This is a genomic window from Sinobaca sp. H24 (assembly GCF_023845525.1).
Genome location: NZ_JALBWT010000003.1, coordinates 249,323 through 274,958, shown reverse-complemented (window position 1 = coordinate 274,958; position 25,636 = coordinate 249,323). Strand labels below are relative to the sequence as shown.

Below are 25,636 nucleotides of genomic sequence, written 5' to 3'. Positions count from 1 at the left end.
TACAGAATGTTGGAAAGGAAGTCCCTATGGAATATATAAAGAAAGCCAACGATATCTCAATGGAAATAACAGAGGAAACCGAAAACACCGTAAAGCAGATCATTAAAGATGTGAAAAGCAGCGGAGATGAAGCGGTTCAGATGTATGAAAAAAAATTCAGCCAATCCTCCAGGCCGCTCAGAGTGACAGAAGAGGAAATGGAGGAAAGTATAGCCACGCTTCCCGAGGAAACGAAAGTGCTGATCGAGCGCATTGTGGAGCGGGTGACGAAATTTGCCGAAGCGCAGATGGAATGTCTGCTGCCGCTGGATAAGGATTTTGGAGACGGTATTCGCATGGGACACCGCATTATCCCGGTCGAAAAAGTGGGCGCGTATGTGCCGGGCGGACGCTTTCCCTTATTATCCTCGGGACCGATGGTAACGGCACCGGCGAAAGTGGCCGGCGCGAAAAGAATTATTGCCTGCAGTCCGGCTAATTATAATGGCGGCATTCATCCGGCCGTCCTGTATGGACTGAAATGCTCCGGTGCGACCGATGTGTTTGCTATCGGCGGCGCCCAGGCAGTGGCGGCGATGGCGCTTGGCACAGAAATGGTACCGGAAGTCGATGTAATATCCGGGCCCGGCAACCGGTTTGTAGCAGAGGCCAAACGCCAGGTTTTTGGAAGAGTCGGGATTGACCTGATAGCAGGACCGAGCGAGATTCTCGTTTTCGCTGATGAGACGTCTAATCCTAAAGCGTGCGCGGCAGATCTGCTTGCGCAGGCAGAACACGATCCGAATTCCAGAGCCATTCTCGTCTCCCTGTCCAAAGAGCAGGCGGAAGCTGTGATAGAAGAAGTCGAACAGCTTCTCGAGACATTTGCAGAAACATCTCCGGCCCATGAAGCCTGGAGCAATGGGGGCGAAGTTCTTGTGGTGGACAGCCTTGAGGAAGGTATTGAATGCTGCAACGACTATGCGATTGAACATCTGCATGTTCATATTCCCCAGCACGAAACGTTTAAAGACCAGTTCAAAAACTACGGATCTTTATTTTCAGGTGAAGAAAGCTCGGTAGTGTTTTCCGATAAAGTCTCCGGCACGAACCACACCCTGCCTACGCACCGCGGCGCCCGTTATACCGGAGGATTATGGGTTGGGAATTATGTGAAAGTCGCCACCCATCAGACGATAACAGCGAACGGTACGCAGTATTTGGCGGAACATGCCACCGCCCAGTCGGAAATTGAAGGGTTGGAAGGACACCGCTTGTCTGCCGAATGGCGGTTAAAAAACTGATGGATATAAAAGGAGGGGGAGCATGGATCCTCTTGTTTTAATACCAGGATCATTGTGCACCAACGAGCTGTGGGAACATCAGGCTAAACATTTGTCAGCAGGGCGGGAGGTTTATATTCCATCTATAGCTGAGCACGACAGTGTCACAAAAACAGCAGAGCATATTTTGAACAGTGTGCCCGGAACGTTTTCATTAGCCGGTTTGTCACTGGGCGGGATTATCGCGATGGAAATTATGAAACTGCAGCCGGAACGAGTAGACAGGTTGGCCCTGCTCGATACGAACCCGAATCCGCCTACCCTTGAGCAGATAAAGGGATGGAACAGCCAGCAGCAGGGCATACAGGACAGACAATTTGACCGTATCGTGGAGGAACAGTTTATTCCGGCTGTGTTGTATGAAAAAGAAAAAAATGAACCGGCACAGGAAATCACGAGGAAAATGGCAGCAGAAATCGGGGAAGACGGGTTTTTTCAGCAGCTCGAGGCAAACAAAGGAAGACCGGGATTTCTGGAGGACCTGCTGGATATTCAATGTCCTGTGCTGGTGATGGCCGGCCGCCAGGATGCGCTGTGCAACAATCAAATTCATCAGTTGATGGCCGCTCATATAACGGGAGCCAAGCTGGTTTTTATCGAAGAGTGCGGCCATTTAAGCCCGCTTGAGCAGCCGCAGGCCGTAACGGCTGCGATGGCCTGCTGGCTTCAGGAAGAGTGTACGATTGGAGGCCGCTATGTTTACCAATAACGTAAAAGAAAAAATCCAGAATCAGGAATTGACCCAGGGGGCTATTACGAGCCTGTATTCCCCCGCTTTAGTGGAGATGCTTGGGTATGCGGGGTATGAATTCATCGTGATAGACGATGAACACGGAGCATACAGCGGATCGGAGATGGAAGACATGATCCGCACCTCCCAGCTCGCCGGCATCGTTCCGATCGTAAGGGTAAGCTATGACGCCTCCAGTATCCAGAAAGCGCTGGACCGGGGGGCATTCGGCATTCAGGTGCCGATGGTTAACACAGTGGAAGATGCCGAAAGGGCGGTCAGCCTGGCGAAATATCCTCCCCGCGGATCAAGAGGAACGGCATTTTCCATGCGTGCCGCCGGATTCGGCTTTTTAAACAACGGACAGTTTATGGATGACTCGGACGACAATATTTTAGTGACGGTGCAGATTGAAACGGTGGAAGCCGTGAAACATTTTAAAGAAATCATGAGTGTACCCGGCGTGGATATGGCCTTTCTCGGCCCAACAGATCTATCCGTTAATATGGGATATAAAAAGAATATCGGCGGACCGGAAGTTCAGGAAACGCTCGACAGCCTTTACCAGCAGGCTGAAGAAATGAACGTTCCCATTGGCACCATTGCGACCTCTCAGGCAGAAACAAAAGCCGTTGCCGAAAAAGGAGCCGTGTTTGTGTCGCTCGTCGTGACCACCTTAATCAAAAAAGCGCTGAACGACTCGCTGATACGATAACAGAAAATCATGATCAAAAGTTCACTTCCCAGAGAGAAGTGAACTTTTTTATGTAAATGTAAACGTTTTTATTGTACAGATGGATTTTTTGTGATAGTTTATTAAATAGATACAACATAGATCTAAGTTAGATCTTTCAGAGGAAAGGATAATGCCGTATGAATAATCGCCTGCTTTTAGCGTTTTATGGAGATGATTTCACAGGTTCTACAGATGCGATGGAAGCGCTGGATCGTTTTGGTCTGCGAACCATATTGTTTCTGGAAGTGCCTTCAAAAAAAAGGATAGAACAGTTTCAAGATGTGCAGTGCATCGGCATAGCCGGTACGGCAAGAGCGAAACAGCCGGAAGACATGAAACAGGAACTCATACCTGTTTTAGAGAAATGCAGAGAGCTTCAGCCTCATTTTGTCCACTATAAGGTTTGCTCTACTTTTGACTCTTCCCCGGAAGTAGGAAGTATTGGCTTCGTGTGTGATCTGGCAAAGCAGTATTTTCCGGACGATACATACCCGCTGCTCGCAGCTACCCCTGACTTAGGCAGATACACGGTTTTCGGCAACCACTTCGCTGCTTTTCACGGAGAGGTCTACCGGCTGGATCAACACCCGGTCATGTCCAGACATCCCGTGACTCCTATGGATGAAGCAGACCTGGGAAAACATCTTCAAAAACAAACAGACCTCTCTATTGGATACAGAACGATTATAGATATGGATAAGAATGCGCCGGGAGATCATGATCTTACAGACAAAGACATTACGATTTACGATGCCAGCGAACCTAAACATATGGATTGGTTCGCAGACGAACTTTGGAAACAAAGAGGCGGATCCTCCCAGTTTATCGTCGGTTCTTCAGGAGTAGAATACGCGTTTGCATCCAAATGGAAAAAAGAAGATATCGTGCAGGAGAAACAGCAGAGTCGAAAAGCAGAACGTGTGGACCAAATGCTGGTGGTATCAGGGAGCGTATCCGCCGTAACAAAAAAACAGCTGGAAAAGGCCGAAGCCGCCGGATTTCATATGATACAGGTGCCACATCAGCTGATAGCAGAAGAATTGTCTCCTTCTTATATGGATGACATTCTGCAGGCTTTGCAGAAACATAAAAAAGTAGTTCTCTACACCGCGAAAGGGCATGATGATTCTGCAATTGCAGAAACCAAAGCTCATTTAAGTAATATGGGAGTAGAAAAAGAAGACATCGGCATGTTTATCGGCAGACAGCTGGGGATCTGGACGAAATACCTGATGGAACACGCTGATCTTAAAAGGCTCGTTGTTTCCGGAGGAGATACCTCGGGGTTTGTTACCTCCCAGCTCGGCATTTACGGACTGGAAGTGCTGGAGTCAATTGCTCCGGGCGCTCCCTTATGCCATGCTTATTCGGAGGAGTCCCGTTTTGATGGATTAGAAATTGCCTTAAAAAGCGGCCAGCTTGGCGGCGAAGACTTTTTCGAAAACGTATTCCTCGCCGGGGAAAGCTGACACCTCCCCGAAATCCAATACTTGAATGTGAGGCGGGCGTATATGCTTTTAAAAGATGTAGCGTATCAGCAGATTAAAGAAAGAATACTGGACGAGGAATATCGTCCTTCCGAATTTTTATCCGAGCGTACATTAATTAATGATTTACAGATGAGTAAAACGCCAATAAAAAATGCGTTAACCCGTCTGGAGGCGGAAGGTTTTCTGAGTGTTTCCTCCAAACAGGGAATATTCATCCACGATTTGTCTGTGGAGCGGATTAACGATATCTATAACCTGCGCATTGCGCTGGAAACATTTAACTGTGAAGAAATATATACACGGATTACGAAAGATCAGCTTAAAGAATTAAAAGTAAATATAGAGCAGACACAGCAGGCAGCCGAGAATCTGGATGTCAAAATGTTTGCCACGCTCGATCACGAATTTCACTTAACGCTCAGCGAGATCGCGGGCAATCAGGAGATTACGAGAATTCTGCTTAATTATCAGGATCACCTACTGCGGATCACGCTCCGCCATCTGGGACGCGATCCGCAGCGGGTTAAGATTTTTTACCAGGATCATATCAGGCTGTATGACGCTTTAGTGAATCAGGAAAAGCAGAGCGTAGATATCATGAGAAAGCATCTTCAGGATTCCAAGTCGATGCTATTTAAATAAAGAGGAGTGGAGACAGCATGAAAGCAGTTTTTGTAGAAGAGGCAGAAAAAATTGTACTCAAAGAAGTGGAAAAGCCTGGTATAAAAGAAGATGAAGTACTGATTAAAGTGTTCACAGCAGGTATCTGCGGATCGGATATTCATACGTATAAAGGACTTCATCCTTTCCGTAAGCCGCCTGTCGTAATCGGTCATGAAGTAGCCGGTGAAGTAGTTGATATTGGAAAACATGTTTCCAATGTCAAAGTGGGAGACAGAGTCACCGTAGAGCCCCAGCTCGGCACTGGAGAGAGTGAAGGCGAAATGACGGGGAACGTCAACTATTCTGATAAGAGAACGGCTCCGGGCATGGGAGAGTGGCTTGGTACAATGGCTGATTATTTTGTATCACCGGAGTCGCTTGTTGTAGCATTGCCTGATTCGGTTTCCTATGAGCGAGGAGTACTTGTAGAACCACTTGCAGTAGGAGTACATGCTGCCTATAAAGCAGCAGTTAAGCCAGATGATAAAGTCGCAGTATTGGGGTCAGGGCCGATTGGACTGTTGACACTTACAGCGGTTCGGGCGAAGGGCGTAGAGCAGACTGTCGTGACCGACGTGCTTGATTATTCACTTGATGTGGCCCGGGAGCTCGGAGCATCCGCTACGATTAACATTAAAGGGGACAGCGAATGGATTGAGAAAGCGAAAACGGCGGCTGGAGATCTTTGACAAAGTATTTATCACTGCAGGTGCCGGGAATTCTTAATGACGCATTAAAGCTATTAAAAAAGGAGGCAAGGTAGTCACTGTAGCTATGTTCCATGGACCGCAGGAGATAGATATTGAGCACGTGCAGCAGAATGAAAAAGAAATTATTGGCTTATGACTTATAATCGCCGGATACGGATGAAGCGCTGGCTATTATTGAAAAAAATGAAATACCGGTAGATAAAATCATTTCCCATCGGATGGATCCTGAACAGGCAGCTGAAGGATTCCGTATTGTTGATAAAAAAGAAGATGAATCCGTTAAAGTCTTAGTGACATTTAACCAATAGGAGGCATAATCATGAAACATCTTAAAGCGGCAGCAACAGGTGCCACAGCATTGATGTTTATCATAACGGGCTGCTCCGGAGACAGCTCTTCCTCACAGGAAGCTGAAGCAAATGAGCCGGTGACACTTAGGCTCGGTCATATTCAAAGTGAAGATGATGCCTGGCATTTAGGATCGGAGCGCTTCGCGGAGCTTGTAGAAGAAAAAACGGATGGATCCGTAGAAGTGGAACTGTATCCAAGTTCCACTCTTGGTTCCGACCGCGATTTAGTAGAAGGAATGCAGATAGGATCAGTTGATTTTGCTCTTGTAGCAGGAGTTATGTCCAATTTTTACGATCCTTATGCTATTTTGGAACTCCCTTACTTATTTGAAGATTCGGAACATTTAGAAGATTTTCTATACGGTGAAGGAGGAGAACAGCTCCAGCAGGATACGTTGGAAGCAACAGGCGTCCGGGGACTTGAATTTTTTATGAGAACGCCCCGTGAACTGACCTCCAATCGATTAATAGAGTCTCCTGAAGATCTGCGCGGTCTTAAAATCCGTGTGCCGAATATTGAAGCGTCTGTAGAAGGCTGGGAAGCAATGGGTGCCAATCCTACCCCGATGAACTTCAGCGAAGTATACTCTTCTCTTCAAACCGGCGTCATTGATGCTCAGGAAAACCCGGCAGCTTTCATTACGAACGCCCAGCTCCAGGAAGTACAAAACTATCTGGTTATGACAGATCATGTATTTGGATACGTGCAGTTGTTAATGAGTGATGAAACTTACGCAAAGCTGACGGCACAAGAACAGACTGCTGTAGAAGAAGCGGCAGAGGAAGCGAGAATTTACCAAAATAATCTGGTAGCCGATCAGGAAGCTGAAGCGCTGCGGATTATGGAAGAAGCAGGAATGGAAACGATAGAAGTTGATCAGGATGAATTTAGAAGCAAAGTACAAAATGTAAATGAACGGCTGGCAGATAAATACGGTCAGGAATTATATAACGATATTCTGGAGATGAGAGAATAAAGGAGGAAGCAGTATGCATGGCTATATTTCTGTCATAGACAAAATAAATAATATTATTAAATACGCAGCTTATTCCACGTTTCTCTTACTTGCTGCACTGGTATTTGCCCAGGTAGTTACACGATTTGTGATCAGCTATCCGCTGGCATGGACTGAAGAAATTTCAAGATATCTTACCATATACATTGTTTTTCTCGGTTCTGCACTTGCGATGAGGCAGCGGCAGCATATAGCGATTGATTTTTTAACCGAAATTGTAAGCGCTGTAAATAAGAAAAGATTGAATATAATAATACTTATCATATGCGCAGTATTCTTTGCCGCGTTAACCTACTTTGGTACGGTACTTACCATAACGGTCGCGGGTCAGTCGACGCCAACGCTGCAGTTTTCAATGGCATGGGCCTACGCAGCTATTCCATTAGGCTCTTTCATGATGCTGCTTAATACAGTCGCAAACATATTGGAATGGAAAACAGGAGACGTCAAAGAGAATAGTGGTGACATCCTATGATACTGGCATTATTTGCTTCATTAGTTGTCCTGTTTATATTGGGTGTTCCGGTAGCTGTTGCTCTAGGGCTTTCTTCAAGTATTGCGCTTTTAGTAGGAGCGGATACTCCGCTGCTTGTTCTGGCACAGCGGGCGTTTGTTTCACTGGATTCGTTCCCGCTTTTGGCCATTCCTTTATTTATGCTGGCTGGTGTTGTAATGGAATATGGAGGCATTTCTCAGCGGTTAATTAATTTTGCAAACGCGCTGACTGGTCATATGACTGGAGGCCTGGCTATTGTAACGGTAGTAACGACCATGTTTTTTGCTGCAATATCCGGTTCAAGTATTGCTGCAACGGCTGCCCTTGGGGCCATTATGATTCCGGCCATGATTCGAAGAGGTTATAACAAAGAGTTAGCAGGAAGCGTACAAGCTGTATCCGGAACACTTGGCATTATTATTCCACCAAGTATTCCGCTTATTTTATACGGCGTTGCTGCCGGTGCATCGATCGGAGATCTATTTATTGCCGGTATCGTGCCGGGCTTTCTCATAGGACTTGGACTTTTAATTACGGTAGTCATCATCGCAAAAAAGCATGACTATCCTAAAGAACCAAAAACATCAGGAAAAGAACTGGGACAAGCTTTTTTAGGAACGATCCCTGCTTTAATTATGCCTGTTATTATACTAGGTGGTATTTACAGTGGTGTGTTTACAGCAACAGAAGCCGCTGCTGTAGCGGTAGCTTATGCTTTTTTCATTAGTATTGTTTTTTATCGTTCCATCACCTTCAGCAACATTGGAGCCATTTTAAAGCAGGCTACTACTACCACATCAACGATTATGTTCATTATCGCAAGCGCGGGCCTGTTCAGCTGGATCTTGACGATTGAAAATGTGCCGCAGCGGGTCGCAGGTTTCTTTACATCTATCACAGAAAATCCGTCGATCTTCCTGCTGATTATTGTGGCCCTGCTGCTGGTAGTTGGGATGTTCATGGAAACCAACGCTTCGATTATTATTCTGGCCCCTATTTTGGCCCCGGTTGCTATGGAAATTGGTATTGATCCGATTCATTTTGGTATTACGATGATTGTGACACTGGCAATTGGTATGGTTACACCGCCACTAGGACTGAATTTATTTGTAGCAGGAAAAATCGCGGATATCAGGCTTGATCAAATAACACGGGGGATGATTCCTTTTTACATCGCCGTTCTGATTACGCTGCTGATCATTGTATTTGTTCCAAATGTATCCATTGGACTTTTGAACTTATTTGAATAGGAGGAGAAAGAATGGAAAATCAAGAAGCATTAAAGGATCTGCACCAAACAGGCATTTTTATGAAAGAGAACGATCTTGTATGGGGCACGGCCGGAAACATTAGCGTACGAACAGATGACACGCACTTCTATGTGTCGGCCAGCGGCACCTATGTAGGAGATATGGGAATAGAAGACTTTACTCTTTGCTCATTTGATGGGAGTGTCCAGGGGAAAAAACCATCGAAAGAACATATTATGCATAAAGGAATATACGAAGAGCGTCCGGACATAGGAGCCATTCTCCATGCCTCGCCCTTTTACAGCACGATGGCTGCCTGCTCAAATATAGAGCTTCCTTCTTCTTACTTTGTAGAAGCGATGTATTATCTAGAGCGGATAGAACGGCTGCCCTATTACCATCCGGGAAGCAAGGAACTCGCGCAGGCGGTAAAGGAAAAAGCCTCGGCTGCTAATGTGCTCCTTCTGGAAAACCATGGAATCATTGTTTATGATACCAATCTAAAAGAAGCAAAAATGGCACTGCAGACGCTGGAGTATGCAGCCAGAATGCACATTACAGCGATAAGCGGAAATATCCCAATGAAAAATCTCTCTGCTGCACAAGAAGAATCATTTTTGAAAGAGTCAGGATATAAACCGGTAAGAAACTGGTCATAAAATAAAAAGGCATTGGGATAGCGATATTCCAATGTTTTTTTATTGTAAAAAATCATATGGATCACGGAAAACAGTTCTCCTTTTAATAATGTATAAGGTATGCCATCATAGACATAAACGCAAAGACGGAGAATGCTATGACAAATCCTCTTAATGATTTAAAAAATAATGTGTCCAATCTGACTACCGCCCAGCGCAGCATCGCCGACTACATATTAAAAAACTCTTCCGAAGCAGCTTTTTTAACGGTAAATCAGCTGGCTAACCGTGTGAATACAAGTACTACTACAATCATGAGGCTGACTTCCAATCTGGGGTATTCAGGCTACAGCGAATTTCAGAAAGGCCTGCAGCAGCTGCTCAGAGACCGCACGGCTCCTCCTAACCGTCTGGAAGATAATTTGAAAAATGTAGGAAGTGATGATTTATGGGGGAAAACAATCGATCATCACCTCGATCATATTCACCAAGTAAGAAGTCAGCTCTCTAAGAGTCAGCTGGACGAAGTAGTCAACCAAATCCTTTCCTCCAATCAAATCTACTGCACGAGTGTACGCAGCGGTCTCCCGGTAGGACAATACTTAACGCATGGGCTCAACCGAACGATGGGGAATTGTAAACTAGTACTGGCAGATACAGTGGACTGGGTAGATGAGGTTATTTCTATGCAGCCTGGAGATTTAATTATCGCGACGAGTTTCCCACGCTATGCACGAAGAATTATAGATTTCATTAAAGCAGCCAAGCTCCGTGAAGTAAAAGTGGTGGCGATTACAGACAGTTATTCGGCGCCGATTGTGGAATACGCCGATATCGTGCTTCCATGCGATTCTAAAAGTCTTGCCTTCCATAATTCTCCTATTGCCGCCATGGTAGTCGTCGATTATCTAATTAACGCTACGGCTATGAGCCAATCAACTAAAACAAAACAACGATTAGATGAGGTGAACAACGTATTAACGAGCATGAATTACCATTACAAAGAAACGGATAAAGAATAAAACAGTATATCTTTCTATAAAATGTAAAGTTCCTAAGAGGTGGAAATCCTTTTAGGAACTTTTATTTTATTTTTTTTGAAAGGGTTTACATTATTAGGTGATGTTGTTATAGTAATAAATATTACTTTTAAATTAAATAAAGTAATAAATATTACTAAGGGTGATGAATATGGAAGAAGACCTGCAAATGAAAGAAAATAAAATAATGACTAGAATGAAAAAGATCGGATCCTCCGTTTTTGCTGATGTAATGGAAATGAGCAATGTGATGCATTATGAGATGAAACCTGTTAATTTTTCAAAGCCTCTTGTTGGACGTGCAAGAACGGTAGATTTACCGCCGGGCGATAATTTGTTTTTACATCATGCTATTTACCAGGCAGAACCGGGGGAGGTACTTATCGTAGACGGAAAAGGGTTTACCAGCGCCGCCTATTTAGGAGAATTAATGGCAGGGGCTGCAGAAGCACTTCATATTCAGGGGATTGTAATAGATGGTTTCGTTCGGGATCACCGCGAGCTTCGTGATAGTACTATCCAGATATATGCAAAAGGTTTTGTCCCTTCCGGTCCAAGTAAAGAGGGCCCGGGCTCGCTTGATAATACAATTTCCTGCGCTGGAACGATAGTTTCTCCTGGAGACTATGTGGTAGGAGATGAAGATGGAGTGGTGGTCATTCCGCAGCAGAAAATCGAAGAAATTCTTCAGAAGGCAGAGCAGAAGCTTCAATATGAAGCGAATCGCTTACAAATCATTAAGGAGTTTGTTAAAGAGGCAGATCACAAGAATAAAAAATCACTTCAACCGGATTGGCTGGAAGCGAAAATAAAGAAATTCACTCATTAGGAGGAAACAACATGAATATTGGCTTTATTGGATTCGGCGAAGTCGGTTACGAAATGGCGAAAGGGTTTCGTGCTCAAAATGATAAGAACAAAGTATATGTTTACGACCACCTGCACGATAATCCTAAAACAATAGAAAGAGCTGAAACCATAGGAGCTGTTTTGTTCGACGTCCCTGAAAAAGTGGCCCGGCAGACATTGAGTGTATTATTTACAGCAGTTCCAGCCTCTTTTACAAAAGAAGCCTGGTCTTCGATAGAGTCCTATATAAATAAAGAAACTATTTATATCGATTTAACTACAGCGTCAGCAGAGGTAAAAAAGCAAATAAGCAATAGTATGATAGAAAAAAATCAGTTTTTTGTAGACGGTGCGATTATGGGACCGTTAAAAGGAAACCAGCATAAAGTGCCGATCATGGTAAGTGGAAATGGGGCAGAAGCGTTTATTGAATGGGGCAGAAAAATGGAAATGAACCTGGAATTTGTAAATGAAACTCCAGGAGATGCCACGAATATTAAATTTATTCGAAGTATTTTCACGAAAGGCCTGTCTACTCTTTTACATGAATTAATGGAAACAGCTTCTGCACTCGATTTAGAAGATACGATTCTACAATCTATTACACATACGATGGACAAAGAGCCATTTGAAAATATACTTAATAGATTAATCACCGGAAATGTGCAGCACTCCGAAAGACGAGTGAAAGAAATGGAAAATGTGGCTGATTTTATGCTGGAGAACAATGTAGAGCCTGTGATGACAAGAGCAACACGGGATAAATTGAAAGCTATCACGGAAAGTAATATTAGAGAGGCCTTTATGGAGAAAGAACCAAATGACTGGAAAGAAGTCATACACACCATGAATCAAAAATAGAAAAGAAGGAGGGAGATCAATGGGCATTATTGCTTTAATTATATTTGTAAGCGTTTTAGTGATTTGGAGTATCGTATTAAAACGAAATTTGGGGGAAGCGGCACTGGTAGGGTTTTTAGCTATCGTTCCTCTGGGAGGATGGGACGCTCCGGCTCTATTTGTACAAGGGATTACGTTTGCTTCCACTTTCTCTGTACTATATGCTGCTATCGCTTTTGTATTTATGGCATATGTTATCGATAAGTTTGGTATTGTAGAGCGGCTTTTGGCTATTTTAAATTCATTAGTAGGAAGACTGCCCGGTGCCCCTGCAATTATGGATGCGGTCGGTTCCTCCGTAATGGGCACCCTTTCCGGCGGCGATTCAGGAAATACCGCAGCAACCGGATCGATTACGGGTCCCTGGATGCTTCGAAATAAATGGAATAAAGAAATTGCTGCTTCTGTGATGGTGGGTAATGGGGGCATGGCTTCAGCGCTGCCGCCGACAACCTCCATGTTTATCATTTTAGGATTCGCACCGGTTGCAGCAGCAATAACTACAGGAGAATTTTTCCTTGCTTTATTAATAGCCGGCGCTTACCAGTTTCTTCATCGGATGCTGCTGATCGGTTATTTTGTAAAAAAACAAAATATAAAAGCATTTCCGGCAGAGTCATTGGATCCGTTACGTACCTCCTTAAAGAATGGCTGGACTTCCATTCTGATCTATTTAGGAGCTATTATTCCATTGGTTTTAACTATTGGTCCGCTTGCCGGGTGGATAGAGGGCATTCCTTCTCTTGGAGAAGAAGCACTGGGCAGCATTGATATTGTGATATGGATCCCGACGCTGATGATAGCTATTTCATTTTTACTGGCTGGAAAGGCTGCTCCTAAATCACTAGGGGAATTGGTTACGCTTATTCAGAGGTCGATCCCGCGTTTTACTGTTATCGGTTCGCTGATATTCTTTGCAGTAGCTTCCAGTGAAGTATTAACAACTCTGGGACTATCTGATAATATCGCGCAGATCATGGGCGCGGTAAATGCGCCGGGCTGGATTACCGTTCTTATAATAGGATTTGGTGTAACCGCCATTGCCGGTCCGTTAACCTCAACGGGTACTCTGACAGCAGTTGGATTAGTTTCTTATGAAATTCTGGTATCTACTGGTTTTTCTCCATTAATTTCAGCAGTAGTGGTAATGACGTTTGCTTCCACTTCAGCTCAGATGCCTCCAGCTTCGGGATCCATTTACATTGCTTCAGGTATTGTAGGAGCCCGTCCGGAAAAAACATTCGCTATATTAATTCTGTATTATGCTTTACCGGTTATTCTTATAGGCTGGCTTATTGCCATGGGCATCCTGCCAATTTAACAAGGAGGTATCAAGAGTATGCAAAAATTATTGGAGCGTCTTTTTACTATATGTTTAATACTATCGCTGCTGCTGGCGTTTATTATGGTAGTAACCCAGATCATAGGTCTGCTTATTGGAAATGGGAACTTGATGATTCAAAGCAGTGAAATGCTGACACAGCCAACGATCGTATTAGCCGCATTGTTTTCAGGTATTGCTTTTATTTTAGGATACTTTCCAAGTTATCAGGAAACAAGAAAAGAATAATAAGAAAAAGACAAAAAATAGGTATTTTTATACAAAATCTTTACAGGGGGGTGCTTTCCGCAGGCCATGCCTCAGATAAAGAGGAAAAACGCCTCTTTATCTTCTCCTATGGCTGTTCTGCAGGAGTCACCCCCCAGTTTCTTTTCTTCTTTTTTTCATAAGAAATTTTAAAAATATTTGATATCTTGTATGGATATACAAGATACAATACTTTCTCGATAACCTAAAAAAGAGCTGTCCCATGCGGAACAGCTCTTTTCTTATTTAATTCTTCGAAGCGAGGTCCGCACGGATTCAATCAGCTGATGAAAGGCTTCTACTGCTTTAGCAGTATCTTTTTCCTGCAGGCCTTCGAGCAGGGAACGGTGGTATGGATAGCTTTCATCGAAGATATCCTCTTTGCCGAAAGGCTCCTCCCAGAATTGGTTGAACTGGTCGGCGACGGATTCGATAATACTGTTTAGAAAATCATTACCGGCAAGCTGGTAAATTTTCTGGTGAAAGGCCGCATCTGCCTTGTTGGCGGTTTTGCGGTCGTTATGTTTCAGCGCTTTTTCATAGTCATTTAAATAACCGGACAGAATGGTAATATCCTCCGGCTGTACGTTACGGATGGCTAACTTGATGGCCTGCTGTTCGAGAGCCTCCCGGACATCTAGTACTTCCAGTAGAAAATGCTGTTCGTTTTCAATATCAAAAGTGGTTTGAATATAGAACGGGTTAATCTCCCGTACATAGGTGCCCTTCCCATTAATGATGGATACGATGCCGCGGGACTCGAGCCCCTGCAGCGCTTCACGCAGGGTGGAGCGTCCTATCTGCAGACGTTCGGACAGCGCCGCCACGCTTGGCAGCCGCTCGCCTTCTTTTAATTCTTCAGATTTAATGTAGCCTAATATTTCTTCACCGGCCTGTTCGGATAAACGTTGTTTTTTTAATGCTTTCAAGCGGATGTGCTCCTTCCGGGGGACATGATCGTGCTTCTATTTTAGCACGCTTTTATTGGGGAACCTAGACAGAGGCTGTTTACCGCGCATAAAAAAGAAAAATAATTAGTTATTAGAAAATTTTGACCTATCATACAGGTTGATAGTATGATAGTATAAATAAAAAAGACAGCAGGTGATATTGTGAACTATTCAGATAAAGAAATTTGTATGGGAGCGCTTCCAGAAGAAGGCAGTACATATGGCGAAGTCACACCTCCCATTTACCAGAGCACAATCTTTACCAAAAGCTCCTTTGAAACATTTACTAAAGAACAAAGCGAAGAAGACCAGCATTTCGTTTACAGCCGCGGCACAAATCCTACGGTACAGGTATTGGAAAAAAAGCTTGCAATGCTTGAACGGGCAGAAGCCTGCAAATGCTTCGGGTCCGGGATGGGGGATCAGCGCTGTCTGGATGACGCTGCTGAAAGCCGGAGACCATGTTCTATTTATGAATAATATTTACGGGCCGACCCTGCAGCTTGCGGCACACATGGAACGTTTCGGCATCGAATATACGGTATTTGATCACGAACAGGCGAGGGCTGTAGAAGAAGGGATAAAAGAAAACACCAGGCTTATTTATCTAGAAAGCCCGGGCACTATGAAAATGAAAGTAGTAGACATAAAGCATATTGCAGACGCCGCAAAAAAGCGCGGTATCTATACCATGATGGATAATACGTGGGCCACACCTTTATTCCAAAAACCGATTACGCTTGGCGTTGATATTGTAATTCATTCGTTAACTAAATATATCGGAGGTCACAGCGATGTAGTGGGAGGAGCCGTGATCAGCAGCCACGCCTTGATTAAGCAGCTGTTTTTTTCAGGCTATCAGCTGTTTGGCTCTGTGCTGCAGGCGGACAGTGCTGCGATGATCATCCGGGGGCTGCGCACGCTGCCGCTTCGGATGAAGCAGCATCAGGACAACGCCCTGCAGGTGATTTCCTATCTGGAAAGCCGCCCCGAAGTCAAAGCGGTTCATCATCCTGCAACAGATAAACAGAACCGGGTGCTGATTGAACAGCAGCTTCTCGGGTATGCCGGGCTGCTCAGTTTTGAATTAAAAGATGCCGGATTTGAAAAGGTTGCCGCGTTTATAAATCATTTAACGTTGTTTCGAATCGGCACAAGCTGGGGGGGCTATGAAAGCCTGGTTAACTCCCCTTTAAAAAAGGGCAACCACGAGCAGCTCAAAGCCCAGGGGTTTGACCTGGGTATGATCAGGCTTTCCGTAGGACTCGAAGGCGCAGACATGCAGATCAAAGACCTGGAAAAAGGATTTCAAGCTGTCACCGCATATTAAAAAAGGGGTGTTACGTTATGTCAGAGCAGCAGACTGTCTATAAAAAACCTAAACCAAGTGTAGGACTGGCCTTGATTCCCGTCCTGATAACGATCTTTATTTTTGTCGGAGGCATTGGCATTATGCAGTATCCGGCGGAGCTTATGCTTATCTTTGCCGGCGTGGTATTTACTATTTTTGCGGGATTCTACCGGGTAAGCTGGGAACGGATTTTAGAGGAAATGGGAGAAAAAATTAAACGGGCGCTGCCTGCTATTCTCATTTTGTTCAGTATTGGAATTATTATCGGATCCTGGATGATTGCCGGCACCATTCCATTAATGGTGTATTATGGTCTTAACATTATTGACCCGGCGTACTTATTTATTCTCGCTTTTCTCGTAACGGCGATCGTCTCCACCTTTACCGGTACGAGCTGGGGTTCTGCCGGAACGATCGGGGTCGCTTTAATAAGCATTGCGCAGACGATGGACGTTTCGCTTGCGATCACTGCGGGTGCAGTTGTGTCGGGCGCTTATTTTGGAGACAAGCTGTCACCGTTATCAGACACGACCAACATGAGCGCGATTGCGGCGGGAGCCAACCTGTACGAACACATACAGCATATGCTGTATACGGCCGTCCCGTCTTCGATACTGGCTGTCATTATTTTCTGGATCGCGGGGACGTCGATTGATACGTCATCCGAACAGCTCGGGGCAGTGACGGAGATGACTGCTGCGCTGGAAAGCCTGTTTTCCTTAAATGTTATTCTGCTGCTGCCGGCTTTGATCGTATTAATTGGTTCTATTATGAAAAAGCCGCCTTTAATTGTGCTGTTTGCCTCCTCTATTACGGCGCTGCTTCTCGCCATGATTTTTCAAGGAGCCGCACTTGCGGATGTATTTGCCGCCGTTGTATCCGGCTTCACGGTAGACATGCTGCCGCAGAATATAGAAATTACAGAAGACATCGAATCGCTGTTAACCCGCGGAGGTCTCTACTCGATGTATAACGCTACTTTCTTTGTGTTCTGTGCCTTCTTTTTTGCATCCGCTATGGAAGCGTCCCAGGTGCTTCACGTCCTGCTGGAAGGAATTATCAGCCGCCTGAAATCAACGGGCAGCTTAATTTTCACAACTCTGCTTTCTGGTTTTGTGATTATTAATGGAACGTCGAACGCACTTGTTACCTACTTTTTAATCAAGGATATTTATGGAGAGTCGTTTAAAAAGCACAAGCTTCATCCGGTGAATCTATCAAGAAGCATGGAGGACTCTGTTACGATCACGGAAGCACTTCTGCCATGGACTGTCTCCGGCGTATTTATTGCAACAACGCTTGGAGTCGGCAACTTTGAATTTCTGCCATGGGCCGTATTTAACTGGGGAGGGTTTATCTTCTCCGCTCTGCTCGCTTTTCTTGCTCCTTATACAAACTATTTCGGCATTCGCAGACTGAAGGACGAATAACGAATAGTCAACCGGTGGCCTGTACAGGCTGTCGGTTTTTCTTTTTTTCTGTAATTGACAAACAGACCTAATCAAAATACACTTAGTTTAGCAAAGAAACGAAGTTTTCAAGAAAGTAAAATGTAAGCGAATACAAAATAATTCTGGAGGGAAAATAATGAAGATAGTAGTAACGGGAGGGAACGGCCTGGTCGGCCGGACCGTCATCAAAGAGCTTCTTGACTATGGCTATGACGTATTAAACTGTGATCTGCGTCTACCGGAGAAACCCCTCTGTCACACGATGATTGCTGATTTAAAAAATCTCGGTGAAGTATACGGTGTGCTGGAGGGCGCGGATGCGGTCATCCATCTGGCAGCTATTCCAAGAGCCTACGATTTTCCAAACGAAGTGACGTTTCAAAACAATGTCATGTCCACGTATAATATTTTGGAGGCAGCCGCGGGACTTGGCATAAAGAAGGTCGTTCTTGCTTCAAGTGAATCATCCTACGGCGTCTGTTTCGCGAAGAATCCTTTGGAGCCTGAATATGTTCCCATTGATGAAAAACATCCCCAGCTGCCGGAAGACAGCTACGGCCTGTCTAAAATCGTAAATGAAAAAACCGCTGAAGCGATGAACAGGCGGACTGGGATGCAGGTGGTATCTTTCCGACTCGGTAACGTGATATCGCCGGAAATGTACGAAAATTTCCCATCTTTTATCCATGATCCTTCACAGCGTGATCGAATTTTATGGAGCTATATTGATACAAGAGATATCGCATCCGCATGCATTCTGGCTGTCGAAAAAGATGGACTGGGCGCTGTGGCTCTCAACCTGGCAGCCGATGATACGAGCATGAACGTGGAAAGCCGGGAACTGATGAGAATAAGATATCCGGACGTACCGATTAACGACAGCGTAAAAGGCTATGACTCCCTGCTTGATAATACGAAGGCGAAAGAACAGCTGGGGTGGAAACCAAAGCACGAATGGCGCAGCTATGTGTCTTACGAACAGCAGCCAATTAACGAATAACCAAAAACAGCTTTTCTCTTTGAGAGGAAAGCTGTTTTTCTTTGATTAAAAAAGGCTTCCTGCCACGGCAGGAAGCCTTTTCAGGCTGTTGAAAAATAAAAAAATAGGTATTTTTATACAAAACCTTTACAGGGGATGCTTTCCGCAGGCCGAGCCTTAAGCTAAAGAGGAAAAACGTCTCTTTATCTTTTCTTATGGCTTTTTCTGCAGGAGTCATCCCCTGTTTATTTTCTTTTATTCTTTTCATAAAAGACTTTAAAAACATTCGAGATCACGTATAGATATACAAAATGGAACACTTTCTCGACAATCTGAAAAGGCTTCCTGCCACGGCAGGAAGCCTTTTTTATCTTATTGGGCCCGTTTGACTACTTCTCTAACAGAACTTGATTTCTTTAAAATCGTTTCCAATTCTTCCAGCGATTTTCCTTTGGTTTCCGGAATAAGCTTCCATACGAAGACGGCCGAGAGAATACTCATGACCCCGTAGAATCCATAGGTCATGCCGCCGCTTACTTCCATCATCATTGGATAAGTGGAGGAGATAAAGTAGTTGGCGGCCCATTGGGCAGCGACAGCAATCGCAAGTGCCTGTCCGCGTATTTTATTTGGAAATATTTCAGATAAAAGCACCCAGACGACCGGGCCCCATGACATCATAAAGGAAGCCGTGTAAATAATAATGAAAACAAGCGTAGCAATACCTATCTGCTCAAAGAAAGCGAGACCGGCCACGCCGAACATACCGATTGTCATGCCAATGGAGCCGATAATTAAAAGCGGCTTCCGGCCGAATTTATCAACCGTTACAATCGCAATGATAGTAAAAATAACGTTTACCAGTCCCATAACAATGGTCTGGAACAAGGAAGCATCCCGGGCGGCTCCCATGCTTTCAAAAATCCGCGGCGCGTAGTATAACGCGACGTTAATACCGACAAACTGCTGAAAAACAGAAAGCAGAATACCAATAACGATAATCATTTTTCCATAGGCAAACAGCTTTTCTTTCCGCTGGTCAAAGGACTGTTTGATTTCAAACATAGTCGCTTTAGCCATTGTCGTGCTGTATGTTTTCAAAAGAACGTTCATCGCTTTATCTTCCTGATTGCGGGAAACCAGGTAACGCGGGCTCTCCGGCACCGTAAACAGCAGAAGCAGGAACAAGAGGGCGGGAATGGCTTCGGAAGCAAACATGTATCTCCAGCCGATTTCGTTCACCCAAGCCATCGTTTCCCCGCGGGCAATGCCCCAGTTAACGAAATAAACAACAAGCATTCCGAAGATGATAGCGAACTGGTTAAGGGAAACAAGTCTTCCCCGCAGATGAGGCGGAGCAATCTCACCAATGTACATAGGTGCGACCGCAGATGCCAGGCCGACCCCGATGCCGCCGATAATACGGTACACATTAAATGTAATCAAGAGGGCAGTAGTCGGCTCTCCCGCTGTGAAGAACAAAAATTCCGGGTAGGCAGATCCCAGCGCAGAAAATAAAAACAACAGTGCTGCCAGAATCAGCGTGTATTTCCGTCCCATCCGCGAGGCGAAGTAGCCGGATAAAAGCCCGCCGATAATACAGCCGATCAGCGCGCTGGAAACCGTAAGCCCGTGAACAAGGGGGCTCAGCCCGAGGTTATCGGCAAAATAGGTCTGCAGGGAGCCTTCCGCTCCGGAAATCACAGCTGTATCATATCCAAACAACAGGCCTCCAAGCGTGGCAACCAGCGTAATCATTACAATATATGTCGTTTTATTTTTCATAAGTATATATAGAGAACGAATTCTCTTTTCCAGCCTCCTTCTAATTTGTAAACGCTTTAATTATTGTATCAGTCAATTGATTGTTTGTATAGTCATTAAACAATGTATTTGAAAATAATAAATCTCGAACATTATAAATTAACGAAAACTATGAATACCCGATAAATAAAGATGATATAATAAAGTAAGCGTTATCTTTAATATTAAACGAAGAAAAAACCGTCATTCATTAGCAGAAAGGAAGATCATATGTTTAAAGAAACGCTTCTGTCCGACAGCAAAACAGCGGCTGTTAAAGAATTGGAACTCAAAAACGAACACGGCGCAGTACTGCGCGTATTGAATTATGGAGCCAGAATTACAAGCTGGTGTCCTGCCGGCAGTCCGGAAAACAGTATTATACTTGGCTATCAGGATATTAACGGGTACTTAGAAGACGAACATTTTTTAGGGGCTGTGGTGGGAAGAACAGCTGGAAGAGTGCCGAATGGGGAAATGAAGATTGAAAATACTTCTTATACCTTGAACCAGAATGAAGGGGTGAATCTATTGCATGGGGGCACATTTGGCTTCAGCCAAGTGCTCTGGGATTATAATTATAAAGAAACGTCCCAGTCTCTCGAACTGCATTTAACTTATTTATCTGAGGATGGAGAGATGGGTTATCCGGGAAACCTTTCTGCTCGCGTAACGTACGCGCTAGATAAACATAGTGATGCCGTCACCTTCTCGATTAGAGCCGTTTCTGATAAAGACACATGGTGCAGTCTGGCCAATCATGCCTACTTTAATTTAGGAGAAGGAGAAAACACCCATATTCTTGATCATGAACTAAAGGCTCCGGCAGCATCCGTACTCGAATTGGATAACTCGCTTATTCCAACCGGGCAGCTATTATCGGCCCCCGATACACTTTTTGACATTACACAGTCGAAACCGCTCCGGGATATGATTGGTTCCACAGAGGAACAAATCATTTTCGCGAACCAGGGAGTGGATCATTTCTTTATTCTGGATCCGGCACAGTCGAAAAAAATAGAACTGATGGACCCGGGAAGCGGGCGGCGTCTAAAAATAGAAACTACAGAGCCGGGAGCGGTGATCTACACGTCCCAGAAGCTGGAAAGTTCTTTACCGCTCCATGACGGAGAGGCTTCACCATACCGCGGTATCTGTATCGAAACCCAGCGTCTGCCTGATGCCTTTGCCTCTGAAGGGAAATCCTGTCTGCTGAAAGCAGGAGACATTTACTCAGCGGATACTGTCTACACGCTGGAGAAACTGTCTTAATAAAATCCTGGAAATATTAATGAAAAGCGCCGCCTGATAAAGATTTTTATAAAAATAGATAATCAAAAAAACCGGAAGCCTCTGCTCCCGGTTTTTGCTGTGTTATCCTTTAACGGCGCTTGAAGAAATACCTTCAACCACTTTGTTGCTGAAAAAGAAGAAGGCGATCATAACCGGCAGCACGCTGATGATGAGTGTTGCGCCAATGGCGCCCCAGTCGGTCATGTACTGGCCGATGAAGTTCTGGATACCGACCGTAAGTGTTTTATACTGATCGGAGCTGATAAAGGTGTTAACGAATACAAATTCATTCCAGTTGTAAATCATGTTAATAATTACAGTCGTTGACATAATTGGTGTCGTAATCGGCAGGATGATCCGGAAAAACAACCGGTGGATCGAACAGCCGTCAATAATGGCCGCTTCCTCGATTTCGCGGGGAAGGGTATAGTAAAAGCCAAGCAGAATCATCATCGTAATCGGCAGATTATAAGCCGTATACGTAATAACGATAGACATCGGGTTATCAATCAGGTTGACGCTGAGAAACATGCTGAAAAGCGGAATCAGCGCAGAGTGGATCGGAATCATCAGACCGACCATAAACAGGCCGAGAACGAGTTTGTTTAGTTTCCAGTTCATGCGGGTGATCGCAAACGTTGCCATGCTGGCAAACAAAACGGTAAGCACGATCGCGAGTCCTGTAATCCATACACTGTTAAAGAAATAAAGGCCAATGCCTCCTTCCCACACAGTTAAATAGTTGCCGAACTGGGGATTGGAAGGAAGCGCAAAAGGCGAACCGGAGAAAATCTCCGCGTTATCTTTTAAAGAGAAAAGAAACAGCCAGATCAAAGGGAAAATTTGAAAGAGGGCTACGAAAGCTAGACATAAATAGAGTAAGGCGTACCCAAGCCATTGACGCATAGGGAAAGCTCCTTTCTAGTACTGAATTTCTTCTTTATTTGCGGTAAGTTTACGGACAATAACGGTAACGACAAGCGTAATGATGAGAAGTAAAAATCCGATAGCACTGCCGTAGCCGAAGTTGTTCGTGCTGAAGGCCAGTGTATACATATAGGAAGCCATTACTTCACTGGCGCCGTTCGGTCCGCCGCCTGTCATAATGTAAATCAGGTCAAAGTATTTCAGTGAGCCGACAACAGCAAGAACGATGGTAACCTTCACAACTCCCATAATAAGCGGAAGCTTGATGCGAAGCGCAATCTGAAGGGGCGTCGCTCCGTCTATTCTGGCGGCTTCAATCAAGGATTCCGGTATATTCTTCAATGCAGCATAATAGATTAATATGTAAAAACCAGCATACTGCCACAAAATAGGAATAAAGATAGCAAACAAAACAATGGAAGGATCAGCCAGCCAGTTCGGCGGATTGGCGACTCCAAACCAGCCGAGAATGGTATTGAGCATTCCGTTCGACGGATTGTAGACTTTGATCCAAAGCTGCGCAATCGCAACGGAAGACAACAGCATAGGAATAAGATAAATTTTTCTTAATAAATCAGCACCTTTAATTTTGGAGGCGAGAATTAAGGAAACCGCCAGATAAAGAGCCAGGCTCAATGTAGAAAACAAAGCGAGCAGAAAAGAGTGATAAGCACTCTGCCAGAAAGAAGAATCCTGAATGGCATTAATGTAGTTTTCCAGACCGATAAAGGTCATGGGGCCAATTCCGTTCCAGTCCATCAGACCGTAATAGCCGATTAAAATAAGCGGAACAAAGATCAGAATAGCAATTAATAGAAAAGCGGGAAGCACGTACATGGCAATAATCCATTTGTTCGACATGACTTTATTCATTGATTTCAACTCCATCTTTTAAAATAAACAATCCTAAACGCTGCGGCTGCTTGAAAAGTATAATGCAAACGTTAGGCAGAGTCGAGATAGCGTTTACATTATTGTTTGAGAATACCAAAAAAAATTATCTTTGTCTAGTGGATAAACTAATGGTTTAAAAAGGAGGGACATTTCAAATGATTGAAATGTCCCATTTAAACCGAAAGCATAATACAGTGTTATTCTTCTTCAGAAAGGGCCTGTTCATGAAGCTCGGCGAACTCTTCCGGCGTTATTTCGTTGCCGAATAAGCTCTGGATAGCGTTTAAGTGCTGATCAGCTACATCCGGGCTCATTTGTACATCTGCAAACAGTGTAATATTTTCAGCAGTGTTCAAGTCATCAAGCACTTCGTTATACATGTCCGGCAGATCTACTTCTTCTGTATCAACTGTAGTAGCAGGAATAACGCCGGCATCCTGAACTGCCGTATCGCCCCACTGCTCGGTGAAGTACTTGACGAAGTCTTTAGACTCTTCTTTTACATCAGAATTCTCAGAAACGAAGAGGCCTACGCCAGGACCGCCGACAAAGCTGTTTTCATTGCCTTCGCCGTCAACTGTCGGGAAGCTGAAATAGTCTACAGAATCTCTGAATTCCTGTGGTACGTCTTCATTGGTTGTGTAGTTAGGCAGATCCCATGTAGCAATAAGATACATAGCGGACTGCTCGTTCATAAACATGCTTTTTGCTTCTTCATCAGCAAGTCCGTTGAAGCCTTCGGAGAATGCCCCCATGTCTACCATTTCCTGTGTCTTGGCAGCAGCTTCGATAAGAGCTGGATCTTCAAAAGAACCAGAGCGGTCAATGGCGTTTGTCAGCGTATCAGATCCACCGATTCTGTCGGCAAATACATGTACCATAAAGAGCCGGTCCAGCGGTCGCGGTTGCCAAGAGCAATTGGGTCACATCATTTTCGTTAAGTGTGTTAATTACTTCTTCCATTTCTTCATAAGTTGTAGGCTCTTCCAATCCGTATTCATCAAAGATAGCTTTGTTATAGAAAACGGTTGCAACATTTAGTTCCAAAGGAAGGCCGTACGTGTTTCCGTCTGCTTCATAAGCTTCTACTGTACTGGCTACGAATTCATCACGGAGCCCGTCTTCATCTAATATGTCGTCAAGGGGAGCAAACATCTCACCATCGATATAAGGCTCCATAAAGCCTGCCGGCCATGTCATTCCCACGTCTGGTAATTCGCCGGAAGTAGCAAGCACCTGCAGTTTGTCTTTATACTGCTCGTTGCTCAACACTTCAAGTTCTACATTAACATCAGGATTCTGTTCTTCATACTCGGCAATAATATCTTCTACAATTCTGTTATGGTCAGCAGAGCTTCCTTCAGGCCAAAGGTGCATAAAATCTATTGTCTTAGTTTCTCCGTCACCGGAAGCTTCATCGCCGCCTCCTCCGCATCCAGTAATAATGGCTGTAGCAGCAAGAGCGGACGTTAAATATGTAACCGCTTTCAGTTTCTTCATTTGAATCCCCCTTTTCTTTAATAAACTTATAGTATCAGGACTTTGTTTATTTGTCCAGTGGATAAACTAAGTTGTTAAATTTTTTTTGTTTCTATTTAGGAGGCATTGGTACGCCCGACTTTCTGCAGCATATGAAAGCAGATCCACATCGTAATAAACGCAAATACGCTGGCGCCAAAAATAAATAACAGCGCCGGAAGCAGGCTCATGAGAAAGAAAGCGGCTGCGAGCATAAGTGCCATGGCTGCAGTATGCAGCGGGTTTACGAGTAATAGAAGAAACGCGTGATGCATGACCTTCCGGGTCGTTACATCAAAATGAACAAAAGCCGGAAACACGTAGCAGATAAACAAAATAAATAATAATACAAAAGCAAACAGTGGGATATGGATCCATGTTAAAGCAGGGCTTGCCTGGATGTACTGCAGGTTAAGAAGTACGAGAAGACCGAGCGCTGTAATAAAAAGGCCGAGCTTATTGCTTTTTACAAAATCCCTTTTATAGAAACGGAAAAAAGAAGCGGCGACCGGAGCATCGGTGTTGCCTTTCAGCCAGTCCCGCACGACCGCATACAATGCAGTTGTGGCAGGGTATAGCCCTAGAATAATTCCTCCTGCAAGAGTAAACAGAATCCAGAGTACATTAACATAAGCAAACTTTGTAATCCATTCAAGTGCTGAATAAATGAATCCGCTGAACGTATTCATTTT

Annotated in this window: 25 protein-coding genes and 1 pseudogene; 20 read left to right on the top strand and 6 right to left on the bottom strand. The window is 44.5% G+C overall.

Features of this window, described 5'->3' with window-relative positions:
• Positions 1–26 precede the first annotated feature (26 nt).
• The 15 genes from hisD to MMY81_RS07005 all read left to right on the top strand — a co-directional run bounded on the left by hisD (position 27) and on the right by MMY81_RS07005 (position 13,760).
• On the top strand, positions 27–1,283 hold the full coding sequence (hisD, locus tag MMY81_RS07075; RefSeq protein ID WP_252312217.1) for a histidinol dehydrogenase: 1,257 nt from the start codon (positions 27–29) through the stop codon (positions 1,281–1,283).
• Positions 1,284–1,305: 22 nt separating this feature from the next.
• Entirely contained in the window at positions 1,306–2,031 is a 726-nt protein-coding gene (locus MMY81_RS07070; RefSeq protein ID WP_252312216.1) for an alpha/beta fold hydrolase, read from the top strand.
• Positions 2,018–2,767 (top strand): HpcH/HpaI aldolase family protein, encoded by a 750-nt coding sequence (locus MMY81_RS07065; RefSeq protein WP_252312215.1) that lies wholly within the window; start codon positions 2,018–2,020, stop codon positions 2,765–2,767. Before MMY81_RS07070 ends, MMY81_RS07065 begins: the two co-directional genes overlap by 14 nt.
• A gap of 158 nt (positions 2,768–2,925) precedes the next feature.
• Positions 2,926–4,257, top strand: a complete 1,332-nt coding sequence (locus MMY81_RS07060; RefSeq protein ID WP_252312214.1) for a four-carbon acid sugar kinase family protein — start codon at positions 2,926–2,928, stop codon at positions 4,255–4,257.
• Positions 4,258–4,299: 42 nt separating this feature from the next.
• The gene (locus MMY81_RS07055; protein ID WP_252312213.1) at positions 4,300–4,920 is read left to right on the top strand and encodes a GntR family transcriptional regulator; all 621 of its coding nucleotides are present in this window, start codon (positions 4,300–4,302) and stop codon (positions 4,918–4,920) included.
• 17 nt (positions 4,921–4,937) lie between these two features.
• Positions 4,938–5,630 carry a zinc-dependent alcohol dehydrogenase gene (locus MMY81_RS07050; protein WP_252312212.1) on the top strand — a complete coding sequence of 231 codons (693 nt, stop codon included), beginning with the start codon at positions 4,938–4,940 and terminating at the stop codon, positions 5,628–5,630.
• 340 nt (positions 5,631–5,970) lie between these two features.
• The gene (locus MMY81_RS07045; RefSeq protein ID WP_252312211.1) at positions 5,971–6,978 is read left to right on the top strand and encodes a TRAP transporter substrate-binding protein; all 1,008 of its coding nucleotides are present in this window, start codon (positions 5,971–5,973) and stop codon (positions 6,976–6,978) included.
• Between the two features lie 13 nt (positions 6,979–6,991).
• A complete protein-coding gene (locus MMY81_RS07040) occupies positions 6,992–7,492 on the top strand; it encodes a TRAP transporter small permease (protein ID WP_252312210.1) in 501 nt (166 codons plus the stop codon).
• Positions 7,489–8,763 carry a TRAP transporter large permease gene (locus MMY81_RS07035; RefSeq protein WP_252312209.1) on the top strand — a complete coding sequence of 425 codons (1,275 nt, stop codon included), beginning with the start codon at positions 7,489–7,491 and terminating at the stop codon, positions 8,761–8,763. Before MMY81_RS07040 ends, MMY81_RS07035 begins: the two co-directional genes overlap by 4 nt.
• Positions 8,764–8,774: 11 nt before the next feature.
• A complete protein-coding gene (locus MMY81_RS07030) occupies positions 8,775–9,422 on the top strand; it encodes a class II aldolase/adducin family protein (protein WP_252312208.1) in 648 nt (215 codons plus the stop codon).
• A 137-nt stretch (positions 9,423–9,559) separates the two neighbouring features.
• Positions 9,560–10,423, top strand: a complete 864-nt coding sequence (locus tag MMY81_RS07025; RefSeq protein WP_252312207.1) for a MurR/RpiR family transcriptional regulator — start codon at positions 9,560–9,562, stop codon at positions 10,421–10,423.
• A gap of 169 nt (positions 10,424–10,592) precedes the next feature.
• Positions 10,593–11,270: an RraA family protein gene (locus tag MMY81_RS07020; RefSeq protein ID WP_252312206.1), complete on the top strand. Its 678-nt coding sequence runs from the start codon at positions 10,593–10,595 to the stop codon at positions 11,268–11,270.
• Positions 11,271–11,281: 11 nt separating this feature from the next.
• A complete protein-coding gene (locus MMY81_RS07015) occupies positions 11,282–12,151 on the top strand; it encodes a DUF1932 domain-containing protein (RefSeq protein WP_252312205.1) in 870 nt (289 codons plus the stop codon).
• 19 nt (positions 12,152–12,170) lie between these two features.
• Complete coding sequence (locus MMY81_RS07010) at positions 12,171–13,511, top strand: TRAP transporter large permease subunit (protein WP_252312204.1); 1,341 nt, start codon at positions 12,171–12,173, stop codon at positions 13,509–13,511.
• Positions 13,512–13,529: 18 nt separating this feature from the next.
• The gene (locus tag MMY81_RS07005) at positions 13,530–13,760 is read left to right on the top strand and encodes a hypothetical protein (protein WP_252312203.1); all 231 of its coding nucleotides are present in this window, start codon (positions 13,530–13,532) and stop codon (positions 13,758–13,760) included.
• A 260-nt stretch (positions 13,761–14,020) separates the two neighbouring features.
• On the opposite strand, the gene MMY81_RS07000 is transcribed toward MMY81_RS07005, so the two are convergent.
• Positions 14,021–14,707: a FadR/GntR family transcriptional regulator gene (locus MMY81_RS07000; RefSeq protein WP_120191767.1), complete on the bottom strand. Its 687-nt coding sequence runs from the start codon at positions 14,705–14,707 to the stop codon at positions 14,021–14,023.
• 183 nt (positions 14,708–14,890) lie between these two features.
• Between MMY81_RS07000 and MMY81_RS06995 the strand changes: the two genes are divergently transcribed.
• The 4 genes from MMY81_RS06995 to MMY81_RS06980 all read left to right on the top strand — a co-directional run bounded on the left by MMY81_RS06995 (position 14,891) and on the right by MMY81_RS06980 (position 18,530).
• Positions 14,891–15,208, top strand: a complete 318-nt coding sequence (locus MMY81_RS06995; protein ID WP_252312202.1) for a PLP-dependent transferase — start codon at positions 14,891–14,893, stop codon at positions 15,206–15,208.
• Complete coding sequence (locus MMY81_RS06990) at positions 15,165–16,058, top strand: trans-sulfuration enzyme family protein (protein WP_252312201.1); 894 nt, start codon at positions 15,165–15,167, stop codon at positions 16,056–16,058. The genes MMY81_RS06995 and MMY81_RS06990 overlap by 44 nt, the downstream gene beginning before the upstream one ends.
• A gap of 17 nt (positions 16,059–16,075) precedes the next feature.
• Complete coding sequence (nhaC, locus tag MMY81_RS06985) at positions 16,076–17,509, top strand: Na+/H+ antiporter NhaC (RefSeq protein WP_252312200.1); 1,434 nt, start codon at positions 16,076–16,078, stop codon at positions 17,507–17,509.
• A gap of 154 nt (positions 17,510–17,663) precedes the next feature.
• Complete coding sequence (locus tag MMY81_RS06980; RefSeq protein ID WP_252312255.1) at positions 17,664–18,530, top strand: NAD-dependent epimerase/dehydratase family protein; 867 nt, start codon at positions 17,664–17,666, stop codon at positions 18,528–18,530.
• Positions 18,531–18,881: 351 nt separating this feature from the next.
• Here MMY81_RS06980 and xylE read toward each other — a convergent pair whose 3' ends face one another.
• On the bottom strand, positions 18,882–20,267 hold the full coding sequence (gene xylE / locus MMY81_RS06975; RefSeq protein WP_245960897.1) for a D-xylose transporter XylE: 1,386 nt from the start codon (positions 20,265–20,267) through the stop codon (positions 18,882–18,884).
• A gap of 276 nt (positions 20,268–20,543) precedes the next feature.
• Here xylE and MMY81_RS06970 point away from each other — a divergent pair, with 276 nt between their 5' ends.
• Entirely contained in the window at positions 20,544–21,584 is a 1,041-nt protein-coding gene (locus MMY81_RS06970) for an aldose epimerase family protein (RefSeq protein WP_252312199.1), read from the top strand.
• A 102-nt stretch (positions 21,585–21,686) separates the two neighbouring features.
• Here MMY81_RS06970 and MMY81_RS06965 read toward each other — a convergent pair whose 3' ends face one another.
• From MMY81_RS06965 to MMY81_RS06950, 4 genes and pseudogenes are all read right to left on the bottom strand, one after another.
• A complete protein-coding gene (locus tag MMY81_RS06965) occupies positions 21,687–22,511 on the bottom strand; it encodes a carbohydrate ABC transporter permease (protein WP_252312198.1) in 825 nt (274 codons plus the stop codon).
• A gap of 15 nt (positions 22,512–22,526) precedes the next feature.
• Positions 22,527–23,405, bottom strand: a complete 879-nt coding sequence (locus MMY81_RS06960; RefSeq protein ID WP_252312197.1) for a carbohydrate ABC transporter permease — start codon at positions 23,403–23,405, stop codon at positions 22,527–22,529.
• A 218-nt stretch (positions 23,406–23,623) separates the two neighbouring features.
• Positions 23,624–24,926: pseudogene (locus tag MMY81_RS06955) on the bottom strand (extracellular solute-binding protein).
• A gap of 95 nt (positions 24,927–25,021) precedes the next feature.
• Positions 25,022–25,633, bottom strand: a complete 612-nt coding sequence (locus MMY81_RS06950) for a YesL family protein (RefSeq protein WP_252312196.1) — start codon at positions 25,631–25,633, stop codon at positions 25,022–25,024.
• Positions 25,634–25,636: the final 3 nt, after the last annotated feature.